Origin of the sequence: Nitrospira sp. KM1 (genome assembly GCF_011405515.1) — a bacterium.
Taxonomy (GTDB): domain Bacteria; phylum Nitrospirota; class Nitrospiria; order Nitrospirales; family Nitrospiraceae; genus Nitrospira_C.
Genome location: NZ_AP022671.1, coordinates 737,147 through 760,908 on the forward strand (window position 1 = coordinate 737,147; position 23,762 = coordinate 760,908).

The window sequence follows — 23,762 nt, forward strand, 5'->3', positions numbered from 1 at the left end:
CAGGTTTCAGGCAAGAGCGTCACCTCGCTCAAAAGTTTACATCAATGCGGTTGGGGGGATGTGGCGCTGCACATCCTCAATGGGTCACCTTGCGTCTTGGCAGGGCGACAACGACTCTATCGCACAGATTTAGAAATGGACTTCGCGAAGCTTGTGACGATTTGCCATGAACCACTCGATCGTTTTCTTCAGACCTATTTCCAGGCTATGCCGAGCCTGAAATCCGAAAAGCTCTTTCGCTCGCGTGACATCCAAACACCGTCGAGGCTGACCGTTCGGCTTCGAGGTGTCCCACACGATCTTGCCGGCAAATCCTATCTCATGAGCGATCCGCACAGCGAGATCTTTAATGGTGATTTCCGTTCCCGTTCCAAGATTCACTGGCAAACTGTCATCGTATACCTCAGCGGCACAAAGAATGCCCTCAGCCGCATCCTCTACATACAAAAATTCCCGGCTCGGCGATCCGTCTCCCCACAGAGTGACGGCTTCAGCCCTATTCTCCCGGGCGTGATCGAATTTCCGAATCAATGCCGGAATGACGTGTGAAGTCGCCAAATCAAAATTGTCTCTTGGTCCATAGAGATTCACCGGAAACAATACTATCGAATTGAACCCGTATTGCTGCCGGTAGGCCTGCGACTGCGCTAACATCATTTTCTTGGCTAATCCATAGGGCGCATTGGTTTCTTCCGGATATCCGTCCCAAATGTCGTCTTCCCGAAAGGGGATCGACGCAAACTTCGGATACGCGCAGATGGTGCCAAGCGCGACAAACTTCTTAAGGCCATGCTGACGCCCAGCTTCGATGAGCTGTGCCCCCATCATGAGATTGTCATAAAAGAACCTGCCGGGGTTGGCTTGATTGGCTCCGATTCCCCCAACCCTGGCCGCAAGATGGATGACAAGATCCGGGTTCGCGTCCTCGTACAGACGTTGGACGGCCTCCATTCGAACGAGGTCGTATTCTTTGGCTCGCGGAACGACGATCTGAGAACACCCCAATGCCTTCAACCGCTCGACCACGAACGAGCCGAGAAATCCGGCGCCGCCGGTCACCACGACGCGTTTCTCTTTCCAAGACGACGTCATCGTCCGCCCGTTGCCCTGACTCCTTCTAGCCGTTCCTTCTCCGATGCCAGGTCGGCGTCCACCATCATCGCGACCAACTCTTCAAAACGGACCTTCGGTTGCCAGCCAAGCTTCCGCTTCGCCTTATCGGCATCGCCGATCAACAAATCCACTTCCGTCGGGCGATAATATTTCTGATCGATCTTCACATACTTTTTCCAGTCGAGCTCCAATCGGGCGAATGCCAATTCGAGCATCTCACGGACGGTATGCGTTTCTCCCGTGGCAATGACATAATCTTCCGGCTCGTCGGCCTGCAACATCATCCACATCGCCTGCACATAGTCCCCGGCAAATCCCCAGTCCCGCTTCGCCTCTAGATTGCCAAGAAATAATTCCTGTTGCATACCCAACTTGATGCGCGCCGCCGCCTTCGTAATTTTTCTCGTCACAAAGGTTTCACCGCGCCGTGGTGACTCGTGATTAAAGAGGATGCCATTGCACGCAAACATATCGTAGGCTTCTCGGTAATTGACCGTGATCCAATAGGAATACACTTTCGCCGCGCCATATGGACTGCGCGGGTAAAACGGCGTTGTTTCCCGCTGCGGAACTTCCAGGACCTTGCCGTACATTTCGCTTGAAGAGGCCTGATAGAACCTTGGCTTCAGACCCGATTCGCGAATGGCTTCAAGCAGGCGTACGGTCCCCAGACCCGTGATTTCACCGGTGTACTCTGGAATATCAAAGCTGACGCGAACATGGCTCTGGGCGCCGAGGTTATAGATCTCGTCGGGGTGAACCATCCGAAGAATGCGGTTCAGCGAGCTGGCGTCGTTCAAGTCACCGTAGATCAGACTGAGACGGCGGTGAGGAACATGCGGGTCCTCGTAGATGGGATCGATGCGGCCCGTGTTAAATGAACTGGATCGTCTGATAATGCCATACACTTCATAGCCATGAGCGAGGAGAAATTCTGATAGATACGACCCATCCTGCCCGGTGATGCCGGTAATGAGTGCTTTTTTCACGATGACTCCTGGTTAATTCGGGAATTATCGAACGAACGATCAGAAAGTCCAGATTTGACGGAGTCTTCCACGATACAGAAGTGCACCGTGACGAAAAGCAGGCCAAGACATGAAACGGAAGCTATGGAAGCGGTCACAGGACTCAAACGGATTCGCCCACTTCAAGACCGCCTTCACTAGGACTATTCGGCACGGTCTTATTTTCTGGCTTCGATTCCTCTTCCCAATACAGCAGGCGATGACAATACGGACAGGTGTGAAGATCTTGAGACCGTTTTACTTCGGCGACGAGTTGTGGCGGAATTTGGAGGCGACATCCGGAGCACATGCCGCTTAAGATCGCGGCAAGCGCCTGATCCTTCCTGGCGTTCTTTAACTTTCTATACCGGTCAAGGAGCGTGCGTTCTACCCGCGCCGCGCGTTCACGCTGCTCTGATTCAAGCGCCTCCAACTCAAGCGACAACTTCCTGTCGAGTTCGTCCAGAACCTGCTTCTCGCCTAGAAATGTTTTTTCGACGATCGACACCTTTTCTTTGGCATTTTGAACGGTTTGCTGGAGTTGCTCAATCTTCTCCATGCAGGACAGGACTTTGTCCTCGATTTCAGACTTCTTCTTATTGGCCATCTGCAATTCGAAGAGATGCGCTTGGTACTCCTTGTTCGTCTTGATTTCAGAGAGCCGCGCGCGCATTTTGTCGTTATGCGCATCTTGCGCCTCGACATCTCGCTCGAGTGCCCGTCGTTCCTTCACCACGGCGTCCATGGAGGCTGTATTGTCTTGAAATATCTGCTGGGCTTCGCGAAGAGGAGCCTCGAGCGAATGGAGTCGTTCCGGGATCTTCCGACGTTGATCGTGGATCTCGACAATCCGAAGATCCAACTTTTGCAGTTCGATGAGAGGAGAGAGATGTTGGTTCAATGCACTCCTATGCTTACTTCGTTGCGGAGAGCCCCACGAGACGGCTCGTCGCCGCCCCACGCCCATCCGCTGGTGGGCCCACTAGGACTTGAACCTAGGACCAGCTGATTATGAGTCAGCCGCTCTAACCACCTGAGCTATGGGCCCGGATGGTCCAGCTCATCGCTAATTTTAGGCCTCACTCGTGATGGAGTCAAACGGTGACGCCCGATGGCTCATAAGCTTTCGACGAAACTCCGAAGCTTTTTACTGCGGCTTGGATGCCGAAGCTTGCGAAGCGCTTTGGCTTCGATCTGCCGTATTCGTTCTCTCGTGACTTCGAAATCCTGCCCGACTTCTTCCAAGGTATGGTCGGTGGCTTCACCGATCCCGAAACGCTTGCGAAGCACTTTTTCTTCGCGTGGCGTCAACGTTTCGAGTGCACTATTGATTTGACGTTGCAGATCGTACCGAATGGCGGCTTCGAGAGGAGAAATCGCCTTCTTGTCTTCGATGAAATCCCCCAGATGACTGTCTTCCTCTTCACCGATCGGTGTTTCGAGAGAAATCGGCTCACGCGCGATCTTCAAGATTTTTCGAACCTTGTCGAGCGGAAGATCCATGCGCTCGGCAATTTCCTCCGGGGTCGGCTCGCGACCGAGCTTCTGCACCAGATGCCGGGACGTACGGATGAGCTTGTTGATGGTCTCGATCATGTGTACGGGAATGCGGATCGTCCGTGCTTGGTCTGCGATCGCGCGCGTAATGGCCTGTCTGATCCACCACGTCGCGTACGTGCTGAATTTATACCCGCGCTTGTATTCGAATTTGTCTACCGCCTTCATTAACCCGATATTGCCTTCCTGAATGAGATCGAGAAATTGGAGTCCACGGTTCGTATATTTCTTGGCGATACTGACCACCAGCCGAAGATTCGCCTCCACCAACTCCGCCTTGCCCCGTTTGACCTTTTCCTCCGCCACGTCCAAATGCTTGACCGCATCCTTGACTTCCTCGCCCGAGACCAGCGCTTCTTCCGTTTCCAACTGGCGGATTTTTGATTTAGCCGCCTGATAGATCTTCTTGATGTCCTGAAGCGTCTCTTCCGACACATTCGCTCGCCGCTTGACCGCCAGAAAATCCTTTCGATCCCGGCAAAGCTTGCGCAGGAGTTCGGCGCCGGCCTCACCGGCGACACCGAGCCGCCGCTGGCTGCTGACGATCTCCCTCTCAGCGGTGCGAATTTGAATGGCCATTTCCCGCACGCGCTGGACCATACGGTCCTTCAGCACTCCGTGGAGATTGACCGCCTCCATCTTGTCGACCACCTGCTCCCGAATGGCATCGATTTGTTTCTTGATTTTCTTAAGCTTGGCCGGATCCTTTCCAGCTTGGCGAGATTTTTCGTACAGACCTTTTAATGAGGTCGAGACCTTCCTGACGGTATTCAACCCTTCCAACGTTTTTACGCGCAGCTCTTCATAATCCTTTTCAACTTCTTCTTCCTCGAAGTCTTCTTCGGTCTCAACGATCGGCACGATCTCGCGCACGTCGATCTTACCGTTTTTCAGTTGGTCACGGAGCGACAGGATGAACTCGATGGTCATGGGCATGCCGTAGATGACAAACGCAATGTCCCGTTTGCCCTCTTCAATACGCTTGGCGATCTCGATTTCACCTTCGCGACTCAATAAGGCGACACTGCCCATTTCCTTCAGATAGAGGCGAACGGGGTCATCGGTGCGGCTGAGCGCCCCTGGCGTCAAATCGATCTCCTTCTCGTTCTCTTCGCCGCCATCCGCCTCTTCGCTCTCGTCCGCCGCCTCCTCCCGATCCCGGCCTTTCTGTTGCCGCTCACCCCCTTCCGGGGCATCGACAATTTCTATGTCCATTTCACCGAACATGGTCATGATGCTGCCAAATTGTTCAGACGACACCACTTCAGCGGGCAATGTGCTGTTCAATTCATCGTAGGTCAAAAAGCCCTTCTCTTTTCCGATCGAGATAAGCTTCTTCACTTCGACGAGCAATTCTTGTTTCGCCATACTTACTCCTTGACCAAAGACAATACGCCGGTCCCGGGTCGGCCTGCCTTCTTGGACCGTAACTCGTTGATTTGTGAATTCAAGGCGTGGACGTCCTCGAGTCGGCCGTCACGCTCGGCTGCCTTGAGCTGTGAGATCAATGTCCGCATGAACTCTTCAGTACGTTTGCGATCGAGGGTGTCAAGACAGTCCTGGACATGCGTACGTACATCGTCGAAATGTTCGTCGCGCATGGAAAGCTCTGAAGCGGCCTGTCCGCACACCGGATCATCAATGGCCATCGACAACAGTTGTTGAACGCTGACTCGCCCGTCTTGATCCAGACATGTCAATGCCCGCTCAACCAGTGCGCGGCACACATCGATGGAAAACGCCTCAGGCTTTAGGCGTGCCACATCGGTCGCGTTCAATTGTCCATGAAGAAGGAAGTAGACGAGGTCTCGCTCTTCAGGTGCACCTTTGTACGAAGGCATTGGGCGGTCGACCACCGTGCGGTCACGTTGCCGGCGATCTTCTTTACTACCAACCAACGCCGGATACCGTTCGATCAACCGTCCCTGGTTGATTCCCAGCCGTTCCGCCACAATCCTCATGCGCTCTTCTCGTTCTATGGGGTGCTCGCTCTTTTGGATAATCTTCAGAATATCATCGACGGCACGGATCCGGCCTTCGACTGAACCGCTCTCTGCTTTCTGAAGATTATGTTCGAGCGCAAAATCCAGAAGGCTGGGAGCATGTCGCTCCAACTCTGTGAATGCCTGCGGCCCTTGTTTCCGGACGAACGTATCCGGATCTTCGCCGGCTGGTAACGTGACGACTTTGACTCCCATTCCACTGTTGACGAAGAGATCAAGTCCTCGTAACGCCGCCCGTACGCCGGCGTCGTCGGGATCGAACAACAGCACGACATTCGAGGCAAAGCGTCGCAAGACCTGAATATGTTCCGCGGTCAATGCCGTGCCTAACGTGGCTACTGTCTGTGTCAGTCCTGCCTGGTGAAGAGCTATGGCGTCAAAATAACCTTCCACGACAATGACGGTCTTGGTTCGCGCGATGGCCTCGCGGGCGATATCCAATGCAAAGAGGGTTTGGCCCTTCTTAAAAAGAGGAGTATCAGGAGAGTTCAGGTACTTCGGCGTACCCTCTCCTATCACGCGTCCACCAAAACCAACCACGCGTTTCCGCAGATCCGTGATTGTGAACATGACCCGGCCTCGGAAGCGATCATAAAACCCTGGACCGCTTTCGCGGGCGATGATAAGACCTGCGGACGCAAGGTCGGAATGAGAAAATCCCTCCTTGGTCAAACTCTTGAGCAGCCCATCCCATTCATTCGGCGCCGCCCCCAGGCCAAACGCTTCGATGGCCGATTGAGTCATCCCGCGCTGATCGAGATAGTCTCTCGCCTCACACACCCCCTGCTCCTCACGGAGTCTCCGCTGAAACCACTTCGATGCCGCAACATTCACCTGCTCAATTCGAGCCGTTTGAGCAGCCTGCGGGCCTGCATGACCGGTGGACTCCACTTGGATCCCCACCTTCTGGCCCAATTCCCTGACGATTTCCGGAAAAGCGTTGCCGGTTATTCTCGTCAAGAATGTAAATACGTTTCCTCCCGCTCCGCACCCGAAACAATGGAAAATCTGTCTGGATGGACTGACAGTAAAGGAGGGAGATTTTTCCTGATGAAAAGGACAGAGCCCCTTCAGATTCTGCCCGGCTCTCGTCAAACTGACGTGTTGCCCGACTACCTCCGTGATGTCGATCCGGTCCCTGATTTGATTGATGATGTCCTCGGAAATCAGGCCTCGGCCCACGGGAGTCGCGGCTCCTGTTCCCCCTTCACGCAAGGGGGACTGACTTAATGCAAGTGAAAGGAAAATTGAAGGTTTAAGGTACCAGACGGGACAGAAACCTGTCAATGTTACCTATATGCTCATTCAATGTAAAGGGCCGGAGACCGTCCATAAATATACACATGACGCGGTAACAATTATCCAGGAGGCCATGACATATGCCGGCCTCCAAGGATATGGACGTGCATGTGGAATACCGTTTGCCCTCCATCTCGACCCGTATTTGTCACCAGGCGGTACCCGGCTGCGTCGAGGCCTTTCTGGGTTGCGACCTTCGTACTGGCAAGAAAGACGTGCGCAAGCAACGATTGATCATGGGCACTCATTTCTTGGACCGAACTCAAGTGACGTTTCGGAATCACCAACACGTGCACCGGAGCCTGCGGATTGATGTCGTCGAATGCCAACGTATGGTCATCCTCATAGACGATTTTCGCTTGAATCTCCTTCCCGACAATCCTGCAGAATAGACAATCGCTCATGCGTTGCTCCTACGGCTGTTTCTCCGGTCTCAATCCGGATGACCCGAATCGACGTCCCAATTCATCGTAGATGTCCTTGAGCGCAATATCATGATACCCCAATACCATGAGGGTATGAAAAAAGAGATCGGCCACCTCGTATATGATTTCTTCGCGCTTGCCGCCTTTAGCCGCGATGAGAACTTCGCCTGCCTCTTCAGCCACCTTCTTCAGAATCTTGTCGTGACCTCCTTCGAATAACTTCGTCGTATACGACCCCGGCTGAGGATGTGTCCGACGCGAACTGATGATCCTCAACACCCCTTCGAGTATCCCTCCGAACGCCTCATCCGACTGCTGCAGAGCCGCGGCATTCGGCGCTTCCATTTTCGTAAAAAAACACGCCCGTGCTCCGGTGTGACACGTCGGTCCCATCTGTTGAGCCTTCACCAACACGGTGTCCCGATCGCAGTCGATGAAGACCTGCTTCACGGAGAGCTTGTGTCCGGAGGTTTCCCCCTTTTCCCATAGTCGCTTCCGCGATCGGCTCCAAAAATGGACGGACTTTGAAGACAGCGTCTTCTGGATCGCCTCTTCGTTCATATATCCCAACATGAGCACGGTCCCGTCCAACCAGTCTTGGATGACGGCGGGAAGCAATCCCTTCTCGTCGAACTGTATCGTGTTGCCTATCGCGTCCTGCTGCATCTCTTCACGCTGTCTTTTCCAATTCAGATTCCAGCCTGACTGCGACCCCTCGTTCATGCAGGAAATTCTTGACCTCTCGAATCGTAAAGGTCCGAAAATGAAAAATGGATGCGGCGAGCACGGCATCCGCATTCCCTTTCACAAATCCATCATACAGATGTTCCAGAGTCCCCACGCCGCCGGAGGCAATCACAGGTATGGCCACACGGTTCGAAACCGCGGCCGTCAGTTCCAGATCATAGCCCGATTGCCTACCGTCTTGATCCATGCTCGTCAGTAGGACCTCCCCAGCGCCGTAACTCTCCATTTGCCGAGCCCATCCCAGCACCTCGAGACCCGTGGCCTTTCTTCCTCCGTGAGTAAACACTTCCCAATGACCGTCGCCGACCTTTTTGGCATCGATGGCGACTGTGATGCACTGCGTACCGAAACGCCGAGCGGCCTCTTTGACAAAGTCGGGACGCTGCACAGCAGCCGTATTGATGCTGACCTTGTCTGCCCCGGCGTTCAACAAGGCGCGAATATCATCCAACGAGCGAACGCCTCCCCCGACTGTCACGGGCATGAACACTCTGGCGGCCGTGCGTTCGACAACATCGATGATGGTATTCCGGTCTTCGTGAGACGCAGTAATGTCGAGGAAGCAAAGCTCGTCCGCCCCTTCACCGTCGTAGATGGCGGCCACTTCGACGGGATCACCCGCATCACGGAGATTGATGAAACTGACTCCTTTCACCACGCGCCCGTCCTTCACGTCGAGACATGGGATGATTCGTTTCGTCAACATAGTTCCTGAAACAGGCGCGCCGCCTCGGCGTAGTCCAATTTTCCGTCGTAGAGTGCTTTTCCAATAATGGCGCCTTCAATACGCGGACCCAGTGAACGGATGGCACGGAGATCTTCGATTCGCGTGACCCCACCGGAGGCGATAACCGGGAACGAGGAATGTTCCACGATATCTCGCAAGGCGATCAGGTTTGGCCCATTCAACATTCCATCCCGTGCGATGTCGGTATAAATCACCGCCCCGATATCATGACCCGACAGCTCTTGGAGCAGATCAATGGCTTTGGTCTCCGACACCGATGTCCATCCCTTGACCGCCACTCTGCCGTCCCGAGCATCCAGGCCAAGCAGAATACGCCGCGGAAATTCTTTGCAGGCTTGAGCCAGAAATGCACGGTCGGTCAGCGCGGAGGTGCCGAGTACCACACGAGAGACCCCGGCGTTCAGATAGCGTTCGACCGTCGGCATATTTCGAATTCCTCCGCCGACTTGGACTTGAATGTCAACGGAACGGATCACAGACTCGATCTCAGGAAGATTGCGCGGTTCACCGTCGACGGCGCCGTTCAAATCCACAAGATGGATGACCGAAGCTCCCTGCTCCTTCCACTTTCGAGCGACCGCCGGAATGTCATCGGAATAGACCGTCTCCGCGGCCATGTCGCCTTGTCTGAGCCGTACGCAACGGCCGTCTTTCAAATCGACTGCAGGAATGATGCGCACCGTCAATCCTCCGTGATTCCGAACGGGAATGACTTCAAAATTTCATCAACGCCGTAGCGGGCCAACTCCTCCGCCGTGACGAATACGCCCCCGTGTTGGACAAATCCCATGAAGTCCTGGGTCATGGGCATCTGTTTCTCGTAGTAGTTGCCGACCCAGAGCACTTGTCCGTCCGCGGCCACCGTCTTGACCTCAAACCCCACAGTCGCAGGTGGGTTCGCCCCGAGTCGACCGCCGACGCGTTCCTGATAGATCAAGACCTGACCGATGAACGCGGCATCCGCCTTGAGCTGTTTGGCCGCCTCCGCAGCGGCAAATTCACGGCCGGCCGGATTCTCGTCATTGGCCGCTTTACGCCCCGCCTGTTCCGCATTCGAAGGGGAAAGCACGACCACTCCCTTGCGGTTTTTGAGGCGGTTCCAGAACAAGTGCGTGACTTTTTCAGCCGCATGGTCCGGAACCGTCACTGTGTGTCGCATAGACGGCTCTCGCGACGAAGGGACCCCGAGGGAAATATCCGAGCGTCGCGCCCCCTGCGGAGTGGACAGATAGAGATCTCCGGGATCTGGAATCTGCGGTGTCGCGATGGCCGTAAACGGCAGCAGCGCGACCGTCTTGATTTGATACCGGTTCAATTCGCTCGATGAGTGAGTCGTGATTTTCGAACCGCTGCAACCGGCTGCCATTCCGGCGGCCAACACCGTCGTCAACAGCACGTCGCGCCTGAGCAACGCCGGCGACATCACGACGTCATTTCCAATCTCCGAAGTTTCTGATCAATCGGAGACCGATCGACTGGCTTTTCTCGGGATGGAATTGGCAGGCAACCACGTTCTCCCGCCAGATGCTGGAGGCGAAATCCGTCCCGTACGTTGTGGTGCTGGCCACGATCGATCGATCGGTAGGAGCGACGAAATACGAGTGAACAAAATACCATGCCGAGTGATCGGCGATTCCGGCGAATACCGGGCAGGGTCGTCGTACATCGACTTGGTTCCAACCCATGTGAGGAATCTTGAGGCCGGGATCCGCAGCGAAACGTTTGACGGAGCCGGGAAGAATCCCGAGGCCCTTGTGTCGCCCGAACTCCTCACTCTCCTCAAATAGGAGTTGCAACCCCAAACAGATTCCCAAAAATGGCTTTCCCGATCGAATGGCGGCGTGAATGGGCTCTATTAATTGGTGACGATCCAGGTTCTCCATGCAATCTCCGAACGCCCCCACCCCCGGTAATACGATGTGGCTGGCACTCGCAATGACCCCACGGTTTCGGGTGACAACGGCCGCATGGCCCGCCGTCTCGAACGCCTTGGAGACGCTGCGGAGATTTCCCATGCCATAATCGATGATCGCTATCATGGTCGAGTCGACGGCCTCATCAATAAAGCCCCAACCTCGTGAGAGAAACGGTCATCCCTAATCCAGACCGGTGTCCCGTAACATACCTTAACCGTCCCGACGCCCGCCACTCCTGTGGGTTAACTGTGGGCTGACTTGCCCAGGGGGAATATGTTAGGTTGCCGCTTAATGTAATTGATGAGGTTCATGACATGAAGCGCGCTGCCATTCTCGTCGGAGGTCTATCGGCCCTGACGCTCCTGGCGCTAGTGTGCGTGCCGCGGCATCTCCCCGTTCCCGCGCCGACCATCGCCAATCCAATCCCTGCCAGCTTTCACGCACGTTTGGAGCAGGGGACGCTGACGCTAAGAGGATCGATGCCCGATGCGTCGACGCGTGAACGTATTTTGAAAGAAGCCCGCGCTCGTTACGACGCCGGCAAAATCAAAATCGACGATCAGTTGGTTGTCGATCCACAAGTGGCGTCTGCTCCTTGGCTCGAGGCGCTGCCGGGGATTCTCCCGGTGTTGGGCATGATGAACACCGCCAGAGGATCAATCATCATCGACGGGCGGTCACTCGTCCTGAGCGGCCGCGTGGCGACGGAGCAGTCCAAGATCGCCTTACTCAGTTCCATCACACCCATGACTGCTGCCGGGCTCGAACTGGAAGACCACATTCTGTCATCCGGAGGACACACGACACCCTCGTTGCGGCGAGGCTCGTTGCAGCCAAAACTTGATGCCGTACTCGCGAAAGCACGAATCGAATTCGAGTCCAATAAGGCGGTCTTGAGCGCCAAAGGCATCGCCGCCCTGGATCAAATAGTCCCCTTGATCAGGGATTATCCTCAGGCCTCGATTGAAATCGGCGGGCACACCGATCCCTTTGGTGCACCGGCGTACAACGTGGACCTCAGCCACCGTCGCGCCGAAGCCGTCCGCCAATATTTTGTCAAGCATGGGCTCGGCAACAAATTCACGGCAGTGGGTTACGGCGCGTCCAAGCCGCGCTCGAAAGAGCAGACCCAGGCCGCGTTACAACGCAATCGGCGAATCGAATTGCATGTAACCGGAAACGGTGACCTATGATCGCGCTCGTGGGCCAGATCCTGACATGCCTCCTCGTGGCCGCGGGCATCGGCCTGATCATGGGATGGCTTCTTCGGCAGCTGTCGATCGATCAGCTCAGCCAGCACATCTATGACGTCACGGCGGCGTTGCGAGACAAAGAACACGCGCTGCATGACGCGCAGCTCGAACTGAAGGCCAATGAGACCTCCATCGAAGCGCTCGAGAGCGATCTTGAAGAAGCCCAAGCACTCGCGGCCTCGCAACAGCACGACCTCACATCATCTGCCGAACGCGTATTGAAGGTCCAATCGGACCTCGCACAAGCGAGTCAACGTGTCGCCGAATTGGAAGCCGAGCGGTCCGCCTCCCAACAAAGCGACGGTGAACGGCCCGATATCATGGCGGCATTTGAGCAGGAAGCGCGGCTCGCCAATGCAGCGAGGTCATCAGCGCGGCGGGAATTGAGTCTCAAAGAAGCTGAAGTCATCGAGTTGCACGCGAAACTCGAAGAGGCCGGGATAGCCATCGCAAAACTTGAACGGCTCAAATCCCAAATGTCGGAAATGGAACCCGCCCAAGGGCGGGTGCATTGGCTTGAAGTTCAGCTCAGCGAAAAAGAAGTTCAATACCGCGCCGGCATGAATGAGAGTGAGCGGCAGCGGGCGGATCTCGCTCGCCGCGTGAGCGAACTGGAACCCCTGGTGCAGCAGGTTCAGGATCTCACAGCCGCGAATGCGAGTTGGGAATCCAGGTACACTCGGGCGGTCAAGCAGCATGCGACGGACGAAGGAATCATCGAAACTCAGCGCGGAGCGATCCAGGACCTTCAAAATTCGTTAACCGACCGTGACACATCGATTCGGAAGCAGAGCGATCAATTGGCGGCGCTGCAGCGGCAATTAAATGAGCTACAGTCGCTCTACGATGGGCTGGCGTCCCAACACGAAGGAAAAGTCCAGCAAGCGGGAGCCGAGCGACAGGTCAGAGGACGTGAAAAACCCATGAGGACCGCGCTGAAAGGCCGAGCGGCGCGTGACGGTGTGATTCCCGCCCAAAAATCCATGAAGAAGGATCAGCTCAATTTGCAGATCGCCGATTCCCATGTCGCATTAGAATCCGCGGCTCAAAAGGACGATCTCAAAAAAATCCGGGGAATCGATTCCATGCTCGAACAAGCTCTTAACGAATTGGGGACCTGTACGTTCATCCAAATTGCCAAATGGACCACTTCGGACATTACAAAGGTAGCACGGCATCTCGAAACTCCAGCCGATCGAATCAGACGGGATAATTGGATCGCAGAGGCAAAAAAGCAGCATCGAGTCAAGTATGGAGAGCAGATTTAGGCATCTTGATGCCTCTGGATCTTGCGGAGATGATTACGAACCCTGGGTAGGCTGTCGGTCATGAATAGTGACCTATTTCCTTTCAAAGCCGTACCGTACCTTCCCTTACATTCGTAGGGGTAGACCCCTCCTAATCCTTGCCGTAAAATCCCCGCACTCATGGTCATGCCGCTCAAAAAATGTAAGCCTCATACTGTCCCCTAGTCCTATCGTCCTCTAACACGAAAGAACTGGATGCCTATACAACTGTTCGTCTCTAAGACCCTGAGAATCCTTTCTCTATTAGGTACAGTCACATTTGGTTTATATGGATGCAATGATGTATCCAATGCGCCCGCTCCGACAGTTCCTCCATCCGCTGACTCCCAACTTTCTCAGCTAACTGTCACACCTGGGACCCTCGTACCAACATTTGCACTCACTACCAACAATTACACGGTCGATGTGACCAGTGACATAACCAGCGTTACGGTCACGGCGCTAACACAGCATAGTGGGGCATCGGCAAGCATCAACCAAAGCAAAGCGACAACGAGTCAGGCAAATCAATCAGTACCTCTCGGAGAACCGGGCTCCGGCACACCGATTCCCATCGTGGTAACAGCTCCGAACGGGACTCAGAACACCTACGTTGTAACCGTGAATCGGGCGGCGCTCACCGGAAATAACAGCCTTCAGAGTTTAACTATCTCGCCGGGAACTTTGAGCCCAGCCTTTGACGAAAACACCCTCAGTTATTCAGACGATGTCGCCACCACTGCTGCGAATGTCACTGTGACGGCCACCTTGCAAGATACTCATGCGACCATGACCATAAATGGGCAGCCGACAAACCCTGGCCAGGCGCGGATCATTCCCCTTGGAACGCCCGGATCGAGTACGCAGGTCGAGATTGCAGTGACTGCGCAGAACGGGACCGTCAAAACATATTCTGTAACCGTGAACAAGTCGGGGGGAAGTAACAACCTCCAAGGCTTGACGATTTCGCCAGGAACGTTAACCCCTGCATTCGCCCCTAATACATTGAATTATTCGGACGAGGTTGCCAGCAACGTGACCAATGTTTCCGTGATTCCTACCCTGGTGGATACCAATGCCACCGTGACGGTAAACGGACAGGCAACAAATTCAGGCGAGGCAAGTACCGTCTCGCTTGGAGTAGCAGGATCGAGCACGACAATCTTTATTGTCGTGACAGCGCCGAGTGGAGCTCAGAAAACGTACATTCTTACGGTGAATCGAGCGGCCCTCGGGGGAAATAACAATCTCCAGAGTTTGACTGTGACATCGGGCACCCTGGCCCCGGCATTTAATGCAAACACGACTAACTATTCAGTGAACGTTGCCAGCGGCGTCACCAGCGTCACGGTCACGGCGCAAGCACAGGACGCCGACGCCACCGTAAACATTAACGGTCAGGGCACGACTAGTCGCTCAGTCACTCTCGGTGGCGCGGGATCGAGCACCCCGATCTCAATTGTGGTCACAGCCCCGAACGGAAGTCAGAAAACATATCTGGTGACGGTGAATCGAGCGGCCCTCGGAGGAAACAACAATCTCCAGAATTTGACCGTCTCACCGGGCACCCTGGCCCCGGCATTCAACGCAAATACGACGAACTACGAGGTGGATGTGGCCAGCGGCGTCACCAGCGTCACGGTCACAGCGCAAGCACAGGACAATGGTGCAACGGTAAGCATTAACGGCCAAAGCACGACTAATCGCTCAGTCACTCTCGGTGGCGCGGGATCGAGCACCCCGATCTCGATTGTGGTCACGGCCCCGAACGGAAGTCAGAAAACATACTTTGTGACAGTCAATCGCGCGGCACTGGGAGGGAACAACAATCTCCAAAGTCTGACTGTCTCACCAGGGACTTTGGACCCGGCATTTAACACAAATACGACAAGCTATTCAGTGGACGTGGCCAGCGGCGTCAACAGCGTTACGGTGACGCCTACTCTCCAGGATACCAGTGCAAGCATGATGGTGAACGGACAAGGAACAAGTTCGGGGCAGGCGCGGATCATTACGCTTAATGGACCCGGATCGAGCACCACGATCTCGATTGTGGTTACGGCGCCGAATGGAAGTCAGAAGACATACTTTGTGACGGTGAATCGAGCGGCACTTGGAGGAAACAACAATCTCCAGAACTTGACCGTCTCACCGGGCACCTTGAACCCGGCATTTAATACAAACACGACAAGCTATTCAGTGGACGTCGCCAGTAACGTCGGCAACATCACGGTGACCGCTACCCTGCAGGATACCAATGCGAGCATGACGATCAACGGACAAGGAACCAGCTCTGGTCAGGCACGCTCCATTTCACTACAGCCGGCCGGATCAAACACTACTATCACGATCATCGTGACCGCCCCCAATGGAATTTCAAATCCTTACACCATCACTGTAAATCGGGCGATGCCCGGAACCAGCGCCGACCTATCAAGCTTGACCGCCTCAGCGGGACAACTTCAGCCATCATTCAACGCGGCGACGCTGAATTACACTGTTGCTGCTCCCCTTCTCACACTGAGCACTACAATCACGGCAACGCTGGCAGACTCCAACGCGACCTTGACGATCAATGGTTCGTCAGCGACGTCCGGAGTGGCATCACCAAATATTCTTTTAATTCCATTATTAAATCCTCCAATCAATATAGTCGTAACAGCACAAGACGGAGTAACAAAGAAAACTTACACTGTTACGATCACAGTAGGACCATAGATTCTCTGGAGTCTCGCTTCCAGAAATATTCCCACTGGTATAGATCCAATCGGAACATTATCCGGAGTTATTTCGGGAACACCTACAGCGGCAAGCACTTTCAATTTCACACCACAGGTCACTGATACCCTTATTGCAAAACGGATCCTTCTCCTGCCATATTGACCCGTAATCAACGAGAGTAAGGATCTCCGTAGTGGTAGATCTCCATTTCTGAGATGAAGCTCGGCTTTAACCATAACCGTACCTGTAAACAATTTTTCGATCTTCCACCAAGTTTTCTGTTGCGCAAGCTCCCTCTGGAATGCACAGTCACGTCATGATCACACTGCCGTCCTCCCGCAGCCCGGCCGTTCAATTGATCGGCATAATCCTCTTCATAGCCACCAGTATTGGTTTTTATGGCTGCAATGATGTCTCAAACGCCCCTCCTCCACCGGAAGGACCGGGTGCACTCACAGTGTCCTCAAACGCTCTGCCGACGGGTTTTATTGGAGTCGCATATCCCAACCTGCAATTGGCAGGGGCGGGAGGAACCCCTCCCTATACTTGGAGCGAAGGTGCGAGTTCGCCGGGACTACCTCCGGGACTCGCATTGAACTCTTCAGGCGTGATAAGCGGGACCCCGACACAGACCGGGGCATTTTCGCCGACGTTCAGATTAGTCGACTCGGCGAAACCGCCGGCTGCAGTAGAAAAAGTCTTGACCGTCACTGTTTCACAAGTTCCTCAGCCATCGATCAACAACCCCTCACTTCCTAACGGAGTCCAAAACAGGAATTATTCCGCAACACTCACTGCATCAGGCGGCACTCAGCCTTATACGAACTGGTCGGTCACTCCCGCGCTTCCGCCTGGTTTGACTTTCACTTCTGCAGGAGCCACGGCCACGATCACCGGGACCCCAGCCGGCATCACGAACACCACCCATACGTTCAGGGTAACCGATTCCTTTTCTCCCACGCCTCAAACTGGTTCGACCCAGTTGACGTTGACCGTCACCGCCGCGCCACTGCCACTGTCGATTTCAACCGGCTCACCTTTACAGGACGGAACAGTAAACCAATCCTATGGCCCAATTACCTTGTCGGCCGCCGGCGGCACCCCTACGCTCGTGTGGGACCTAGCTTCCGGCTCACTTCCTCCCGGCCTTCAATTAAGTCAGGGAGGAATTCTGAGCGGCACTCCGACCGCGCCCAGTTCGGTCACACCGGTTTTCAGGGTCCGGGATGGAGGATCTCCGCAACAGACTGCCACCAAGCCTCTCGCGATTTCTATCAGTCTGCCGGCACCGCTTACGATCACGACGGCTACGCTGCCGGATGGACAGCTAGGCCAGTCTTATAACCAAACAGTCCAGGCAAGCGGCGGGTCGGGCGCTCGCAACTGGAGTTTCCAGGGTGGCAACATCCCTAATCTCTCCATTAATCCGTCAACCGGAGTGATCTCCGGCAGCCCCACTCCGACAGGGACATTTACCTTCACAGTTCAAGTTACGGATGCAGTATTTACTACTCCCGCCACTCAGACCTTCACGATCAAGATCAATCCGCCGGCGCCGCCAAATATTACGACTTCGTCGCTTCCAACTGGCACGGTGAATTTTCCCTACACGCCAACAACGCTAACGGCAACGGGCGGTGCAGCTCCCCTTTCGTTCCAACCAGTGGGCCTGCCATTTGGATTAAGCTTCAACGCTTCTACTGGAACGATCAGCGGAACTCCGACCAGCAATGGCACGCAGAACGTGACATTCACGGTCCAGGACTCGACGGTTCCGACCAACCAAACGGGATCGAAGGCGTTAACGCTCACCGTAAACGCGGCTCTGACCATCGACACCGCGTCTCTTCCTGGCGGTACGGTGAGTCAATCCTATGGTCCTGTCACTTTGTCGGCATCAGGGGGAGCCGGCCCTTCAACTTATACGTGGTCGGCTACGGGTCTGCCTCCGGGCATTTCGGTCAGTCAGAGCGGTATCATCGGCGGAACGCCATCGGCTGTTGGTCAATATCCTGTTACCTTCCGGGTTCAGGACGGCAACAACATCGCCGTCACGAAAGCTTTGACGATTACAGTGTCCGCGGTGGTCATCACCCCCACTTCCCTGCCGCCCGGCAAAGAGCTGCTCCCTTACGCATTCAACATGTCGGCTAGTGGGGGGACACCGCCGTACACTTGGAGCGCGACAGGTCTTCCGTCAGGTCTCTCCATAAGTCCATCTGGACCCACAGCCGGACTGATCACCGGTATTCCCGGTGTCGGAACATCAACGGCTTCGCCGTATTCAGTCACTATTACAGCCACTGATTCTGCCAATGTGAGCTCGCCCTCGCAGCCGCCGTTCAGCTTGACCATAGCGCCTTAAGTCAAGACTTAATACTTCCTCTATTTGAACAAACCATTTTCTTCCAGAGGTCCGCACGGACCTCTGGATAGTTTCACCGTCGCAATCGTGTAACATTAGACCCACTCCCCCCTTCGTAGGGCTGACCGCAGGGAAGCTTCTCCCGTATCATGCCTTTGCCTGTCACTGGGAGTCACCGCTTAATCGGACTCTCGGATGTTCGGCTCGATCTTACAGTAAGTTTCAAGGTCGATCTGGGTTGTCATACGCACTGAACCATGAACACCACGGTTTCTCGGAATCATTTAGGGCGAAAGAGTTCTGTCCTAGCTCGAGCTTATGAATTCAGTTGTGTATCGGCTTTATGCTTCGTCTATGCGCTTGGTCTGACCGGCTGTAACGACGTCTCAAACTCGCCGCCGGCGCCGACCGGTCCGGCGCCGCTTACAATTACATCCGGCTCGTTGCCGGTAGCCACGCTTGATCGCCCCTATGCGACCGCGATGGGCGGATCCGGAGGCGTCAGTCCGTATTCGTGGTCGGTCTCTCCCGCATTGCCCGACGGTCTCTCCTTCGACAGCTCTACCGGCGCGATCACCGGCACCCCGACTTCGCAAGGCACGACGGTTCATACCTTTGCACTGCAAGACTCATCCTCACCGCCTCAGTCGGTCCAGAAATCGTTTTCGATTACCATCAGTGATGGTCCTCCGCCGCTTTCAATCACGACGTCATCGCCTCTTCCTGACGGCAATGTGGGAAGAAGCTACACCGTAACGGTACAGGCGGAAGGCGGGACAGGGGCACTGACTTGGAGCGTACCCTCCGGATCGCTTCCTCAGAATCTGAATCTGGATTCGGCAACCGGCACGATTTCAGGAATACCGACGGCGGCAGGCACATCGAATTTCACGCTGCGCGTGGCCGACGGAGCAGGCCAGACTGATGCACAACCCTATTCATTGACGATCATTCCACCTTCACCGCCCACCATTACCACGACCTCTCCTCTTCCAGGAGCCACTGTCGGCCAGGCTTACAGTCAGACCCTCCAGGCGGCGGGTGGAAACGGTACCCTCACGTGGAGTCTGGCGAGCGGTTCGCTCCCTGCAAATCTATCGCTCAATGGTGCGGGCACGATCGCGGGAACCCCAACGAACGCGGGCAACTCGAACTTCGCCGTGAGAGTCACGGATTCGTTGTCTCAAACCGCAACAAAATCTTTATCGATCATCGTGAGCGCGGCGCCCAATCCTCCCGTCATCATTACGACCTTACTGCCAGGGGGCACCGTGGGCGTTTCGTACGATCAAACCTTGCAGGCGACCGGAGGAACAGGCACGCTCGTCTGGAGCCGCGCAAGCGGTTCGCTTCCCGCGAATTTGTCATTGAATTCGAACGGAAGGATCTCCGGGACACCGACCAATACCGGCACCTCCAATTTCACGGTGAGAGTGACCGATGCATTGTCTCGTTCGGATACTCAGCCGCTGTCGATTTCGATCACCGCCGCCTTGACGATCACGACAAATTCCTTGCCCAACGCCAGAGTGGGACGCTCTTACAGCACCACGCTGCAGCGATCCGGAGGCGTACAACCGTTCAACTGGTCAGTCTCTCCCGCACTTCCTCCAGGGCTCAATCTGAACTCATCCACCGGCGTCATCAGCGGCACGCCGGCACTCGCGGGGCTCGGCTCGCGCAGCCTGACTTTTACTGTCCGAGACTCCTCGACGCCGACGAACCAGACCGCAAACAAGACTCTCACCCTCACGGTCAATCCCTAATTTTCCTCCCGCTCGCGACGTTTGACTTCCATATCCTTGCCTCCTAGAATCCGCCGATGACTTCTTCCTTTGTGCACCTCCATCTCCATACACAGTTCAGTCTTCTCGATGGCGCGAACCAGATTGAACCGCTGGTTCAACAGATCAAGTCGTTCGGGCAACCGGCGGTCGCCATGACCGATCACGGCAACATGTTCGGCGCCATCGAGTTTTACCGCAAGGCGAAGGACGCGGGGATCAAGCCGATTATCGGATGTGAAGCCTATATGGCACCCGGCAGCCGTCTGAATAAAGACGGCAGCAAACTCGCACATAACGATTACTACCATCTGATTCTGCTCGCGCGAAATCTGACCGGATATCAAAACCTCATCAAGCTCGTAAGCAAAGCATATCTTGAAGGATTTTATTACAAACCTCGGATGGATAAGGAAATTCTAAAAGATCATCATGAAGGGCTGATCGCACTGTCCGGCTGTCTCAGCGGGGAGATTCCCTATCTCATCGGTCAAAAGGACATGGCCGGAGCCATGGCGGTGGCAGGCGAATTTCAAGAAATATTCGGCAAAGATCATTTTTACCTCGAGGTGCAGGCGAACGGGCTGGAGCATCAGCGCATTGCCAATGCTGGGTTGATCGAGATCCATAAGAAGCTCGGGATCCCGCTCGCCGGGACCAACGACTGTCATTATCTGAAGAAAGAAGATTCCAGACCGCACGATTTGATGCTCTGCCTGCAGACCGGCAAGACCATCAGCGATCCCAATCGCATGAAGTTCGACACCGACGAACTGTACGTCAAATCAACCGAAGAAATCGCTCCCGCCTTTGCCGAATTCCCGGACGCCGTCGCGAATACCTGCCGGATCGCCGATCATTGCGATCTCGAATTGGCGCTGAACAAAACGTACCTCCCGCAATATAAAGTGCCGGAAGGGTACACGCGCGAATCGTATCTGGAACACCTCGCAACGGAGGGGTTGCGATCGAGGCTCAAAGAGCGGCCCGGTACCGCCCCGTCCGCTACATACGAGTTGCGACTTCGGGAAGAACTGATGGTGATCTGCTCGATGGGATTTGCGGGATATTTTCTGATCGTGTGGGACATCATTCGCTTTGCGCGGTCGCAAGGGATTCCCGTGGGGCCGGGCCGCGGCTCGGCCGCCGGCAGCCTCGTGGCCTACGCCCTTCGCATCACCGATCTGGACCCGCTCGTCTACACGCTCCTCTTCGAACGGTTCTTGAACCCGGAGCGAATCTCGCTGCCCGATATCGACATGGACTTCTGCATGGACCGCCGCGGCGAAGTCATCAATTACGTCGTGGACAAATACGGGTCCGACCATGTCGCGCAGATCATTACCTTTGGAACGCTGGGTGCAAAAGCCGCTATTCGGGACGTCGGCCGTGTGCTCGAGATGCCGTACGCCGAAGCGGACAAAGTCGCCAAGCTGGTCCCCACCCAATTGAACATCACGCTGCAGCAGGCCTTGGATACGGAGCCCAGACTACGGGAACTGGTCGAGACCGATATCAAAGTCAGGGAACTGATGACGATCGCCCAGTCGCTGGAAGGTCTGGCTCGCCACGCGTCGACTCACGCCGCAGGCGTCGTCATCTCCGAAGGTCCGCTCACGGACCACGTCCCGCTGTACAAAGGGGCCAACGACGAAATCGTGACGCAGTACTCGATGGGGGACGTAGAAAAAATCGGCCTCGTCAAATTCGACTTCCTCGGCCTCAAGACCCTGACGATGATCCGGCGGGCCGAAATGCTGATCAACCAGGTCCGCCCCAACCAGCCGCCGCTCGCAGTCGATCAACTTCCATTCGACGACCCGAAAACATTCGCCCTCCTGGCGTCCGGCAAGACCACCGGCGTGTTTCAGCTTGAAAGCTCCGGCATGCGCGATCTTCTGACCGGATTCAAACCAGATCGCTTCGAAGACATCATCGCCATCATCGCGCTCTACCGTCCGGGGCCGATGGACCTGATTCCGGACTTTATCAAACGAAAACAGGGCAAGGTGCCGATCACCTATGAAACGCCAGAACTGGAGCCGATCCTCAAGGACACCTACGGGGTCATCGTGTATCAGGAACAGGTCATGGCGATCGCCAATACGGTCGCCGGGTTTTCCCTCGGGCAAGCCGACATTCTCCGCCGAGCGATGGGGAAGAAAAAACCCGAGGAGATGGAGAAGCTTCGTATCAAGTTTCTGGAGGGCGCCAAGAAGAACAAGACACCCGAGAAGAAAGCCGAGAAGCTGTATGAGCTCATCCAAAAATTCGCGGGATACGGCTTCAACAAATCGCATGCCGCGGCCTATGCCGTCGTGTGTTACCAGACGGGATATTTAAAGGCACACTACCCCACGGAATTCATGGCGGCCCTGATGACGAGCGACATGGGCAACCAGGATAAGATCGTGGGATATTTCACGGAATGCCGCGACCTCGGCATCAAGGTTTTGGGACCTGACGTCAATGTGAGCCAGAAAGATTTCGCGGTGGCCGACGGAGCCATTCGGTTCGGACTCGCCGCGATCAAGAATGTGGGAGAGGGGGCGGTGGAATCCGTCCTCGAGATCCGCACGGGAGGCGCTGCGTTCGTCTCGTTCTTCGATTTCTGCCGTCGTGTCGATCTGCACAAGGTGAACAAACGTATGCTCGAGGGACTCATCAAAGCGGGGGCCTTCGATTCGACCGGCGCCAAACGCTCTCAACTCATGGCCTGCCTGGACCAAGCCATCGAAGACGGCGCGGCAGCTCAACGAGAGCGTGAACTGGGACAGACCAGCATTTTCGGAGAAGTGCTGCATGCTCAGGGCGAAGGGTCTCATGCCGCAACTCCTCAACTGCCGCCTATCCCTGAATGGGATCAACCACAACGCCTCAAATATGAACGCGAGCTGACCGGCTTTTATATCACCGCCCACCCACTCGCGCGGTACGAGGCGACAATCCATGCACTTGCCAGCGCGACAACCGCCGGCCTGACCGAATTATCGGACGGGAAAGAGGTCAAACTTTGCGGCATCATCGCCACCGTCAAATCCATGCTGACGAAGAAAGGCGACCGGATGGCCTATGTCAGCTTGGAAGATCTTCAGGGAACAGTTGAGGTCATCATTTTCCCCGACCTGTTCAAAACCTCCGGAGACCTCATCACGCCCGAACGGCTCGTCCGGATCACAGGGACGATCGATCGTGGAGACAAAGGCACGAAATTACGGGGCAGTAAGATCGAGCCTTTGGCTGAAGTTCAAACTCAGTCGATCAAACGCGTGCATATTCGTCTCTCGGATGCTCCGGAAGTCGCGGGACAGCTGCCGCGACTTCTCGACATCTTCAAGCGGCATCCCGGCGCTACGGCCGTGTCTCTTACGTTCCGGACCGAAACAGCGCTCGAGGCAGACACGGCTCCCCTGCCGAACCTATCAGTTACGGCCAGCGAGCACTTCGTCGCCGATGTTGAAGAAGTACTAGGCAAGGGGGCCCTATCTTTGGTATCGTAGCTCCGGCTGGATGAGCAGTGGATGCTGACCACTGTATC

17 protein-coding genes and 1 tRNA gene are annotated in these 23,762 nt (G+C 55.3%); 6 read left to right on the forward strand and 12 right to left on the reverse strand.

Annotated features, from left to right (window positions below):
* Window positions 1–129: 129 nt before the first annotated feature.
* The 12 genes from W02_RS03420 to hisH all read right to left on the reverse strand — a co-directional run bounded on the left by W02_RS03420 (window position 130) and on the right by hisH (window position 10,938).
* Window positions 130–1,092: a GDP-L-fucose synthase gene (locus W02_RS03420; protein ID WP_173044819.1), complete on the reverse strand. Its 963-nt coding sequence runs from the start codon at window positions 1,090–1,092 to the stop codon at window positions 130–132.
* Window positions 1,089–2,102, reverse strand: a complete 1,014-nt coding sequence (gene gmd, locus W02_RS03425) for a GDP-mannose 4,6-dehydratase (protein ID WP_173044821.1) — start codon at window positions 2,100–2,102, stop codon at window positions 1,089–1,091. The genes W02_RS03420 and gmd overlap by 4 nt, the downstream gene beginning before the upstream one ends.
* Before the next feature lie 142 nt (window positions 2,103–2,244).
* Entirely contained in the window at window positions 2,245–3,021 is a 777-nt protein-coding gene (locus W02_RS03430) for a zinc ribbon domain-containing protein (protein ID WP_173044823.1), read from the reverse strand.
* A 70-nt stretch (window positions 3,022–3,091) separates the two neighbouring features.
* Window positions 3,092–3,168, reverse strand: a tRNA-Ile gene (locus W02_RS03435).
* Between the two features lie 68 nt (window positions 3,169–3,236).
* Window positions 3,237–5,045 carry an RNA polymerase sigma factor RpoD gene (gene rpoD, locus W02_RS03440; RefSeq protein ID WP_173044825.1) on the reverse strand — a complete coding sequence of 603 codons (1,809 nt, stop codon included), beginning with the start codon at window positions 5,043–5,045 and terminating at the stop codon, window positions 3,237–3,239.
* Between the two features lie 2 nt (window positions 5,046–5,047).
* Window positions 5,048–6,862, reverse strand: a complete 1,815-nt coding sequence (gene dnaG, locus W02_RS03445; RefSeq protein WP_173044827.1) for a DNA primase — start codon at window positions 6,860–6,862, stop codon at window positions 5,048–5,050.
* 176 nt (window positions 6,863–7,038) lie between these two features.
* On the reverse strand, window positions 7,039–7,383 hold the full coding sequence (locus tag W02_RS03450) for a histidine triad nucleotide-binding protein (protein WP_173044830.1): 345 nt from the start codon (window positions 7,381–7,383) through the stop codon (window positions 7,039–7,041).
* A 9-nt stretch (window positions 7,384–7,392) separates the two neighbouring features.
* Window positions 7,393–8,127, reverse strand: a complete 735-nt coding sequence (hisIE, locus tag W02_RS03455; protein WP_232068640.1) for a bifunctional phosphoribosyl-AMP cyclohydrolase/phosphoribosyl-ATP diphosphatase HisIE — start codon at window positions 8,125–8,127, stop codon at window positions 7,393–7,395.
* Complete coding sequence (gene hisF, locus W02_RS03460) at window positions 8,075–8,857, reverse strand: imidazole glycerol phosphate synthase subunit HisF (RefSeq protein ID WP_173044832.1); 783 nt, start codon at window positions 8,855–8,857, stop codon at window positions 8,075–8,077. The genes hisIE and hisF overlap by 53 nt, the downstream gene beginning before the upstream one ends.
* Window positions 8,851–9,579 (reverse strand): 1-(5-phosphoribosyl)-5-[(5-phosphoribosylamino)methylideneamino]imidazole-4-carboxamide isomerase, encoded by a 729-nt coding sequence (gene hisA / locus W02_RS03465; RefSeq protein WP_173044834.1) that lies wholly within the window; start codon window positions 9,577–9,579, stop codon window positions 8,851–8,853. Before hisA ends, hisF begins: the two co-directional genes overlap by 7 nt.
* Window positions 9,580–9,581: 2 nt before the next feature.
* Window positions 9,582–10,322: a hypothetical protein gene (locus W02_RS03470; RefSeq protein WP_173044836.1), complete on the reverse strand. Its 741-nt coding sequence runs from the start codon at window positions 10,320–10,322 to the stop codon at window positions 9,582–9,584.
* Window positions 10,323–10,329: 7 nt separating this feature from the next.
* On the reverse strand, window positions 10,330–10,938 hold the full coding sequence (hisH, locus tag W02_RS03475; protein WP_173044838.1) for an imidazole glycerol phosphate synthase subunit HisH: 609 nt from the start codon (window positions 10,936–10,938) through the stop codon (window positions 10,330–10,332).
* 191 nt (window positions 10,939–11,129) lie between these two features.
* Here hisH and W02_RS03480 point away from each other — a divergent pair, with 191 nt between their 5' ends.
* The 6 genes from W02_RS03480 (at window position 11,130) to W02_RS03505 (ending at window position 23,724) form a co-directional block, all read left to right on the forward strand.
* Window positions 11,130–12,008: an OmpA family protein gene (locus W02_RS03480; RefSeq protein WP_173044839.1), complete on the forward strand. Its 879-nt coding sequence runs from the start codon at window positions 11,130–11,132 to the stop codon at window positions 12,006–12,008.
* Window positions 12,005–13,336, forward strand: a complete 1,332-nt coding sequence (locus W02_RS03485) for a hypothetical protein (RefSeq protein ID WP_173044841.1) — start codon at window positions 12,005–12,007, stop codon at window positions 13,334–13,336. The genes W02_RS03480 and W02_RS03485 overlap by 4 nt, the downstream gene beginning before the upstream one ends.
* 234 nt (window positions 13,337–13,570) lie before the next feature.
* Window positions 13,571–16,072 carry a cadherin-like beta sandwich domain-containing protein gene (locus W02_RS03490; RefSeq protein WP_173044843.1) on the forward strand — a complete coding sequence of 834 codons (2,502 nt, stop codon included), beginning with the start codon at window positions 13,571–13,573 and terminating at the stop codon, window positions 16,070–16,072.
* A 319-nt stretch (window positions 16,073–16,391) separates the two neighbouring features.
* Window positions 16,392–18,440, forward strand: a complete 2,049-nt coding sequence (locus W02_RS03495) for a putative Ig domain-containing protein (RefSeq protein WP_173044845.1) — start codon at window positions 16,392–16,394, stop codon at window positions 18,438–18,440.
* Window positions 18,441–18,697: 257 nt separating this feature from the next.
* Complete coding sequence (locus W02_RS03500) at window positions 18,698–20,206, forward strand: putative Ig domain-containing protein (RefSeq protein WP_173044847.1); 1,509 nt, start codon at window positions 18,698–18,700, stop codon at window positions 20,204–20,206.
* Window positions 20,207–20,262: 56 nt separating this feature from the next.
* Window positions 20,263–23,724 carry a DNA polymerase III subunit alpha gene (locus W02_RS03505; RefSeq protein ID WP_173044849.1) on the forward strand — a complete coding sequence of 1,154 codons (3,462 nt, stop codon included), beginning with the start codon at window positions 20,263–20,265 and terminating at the stop codon, window positions 23,722–23,724.
* The last annotated feature ends 38 nt before the right edge of the window (window positions 23,725–23,762 follow it).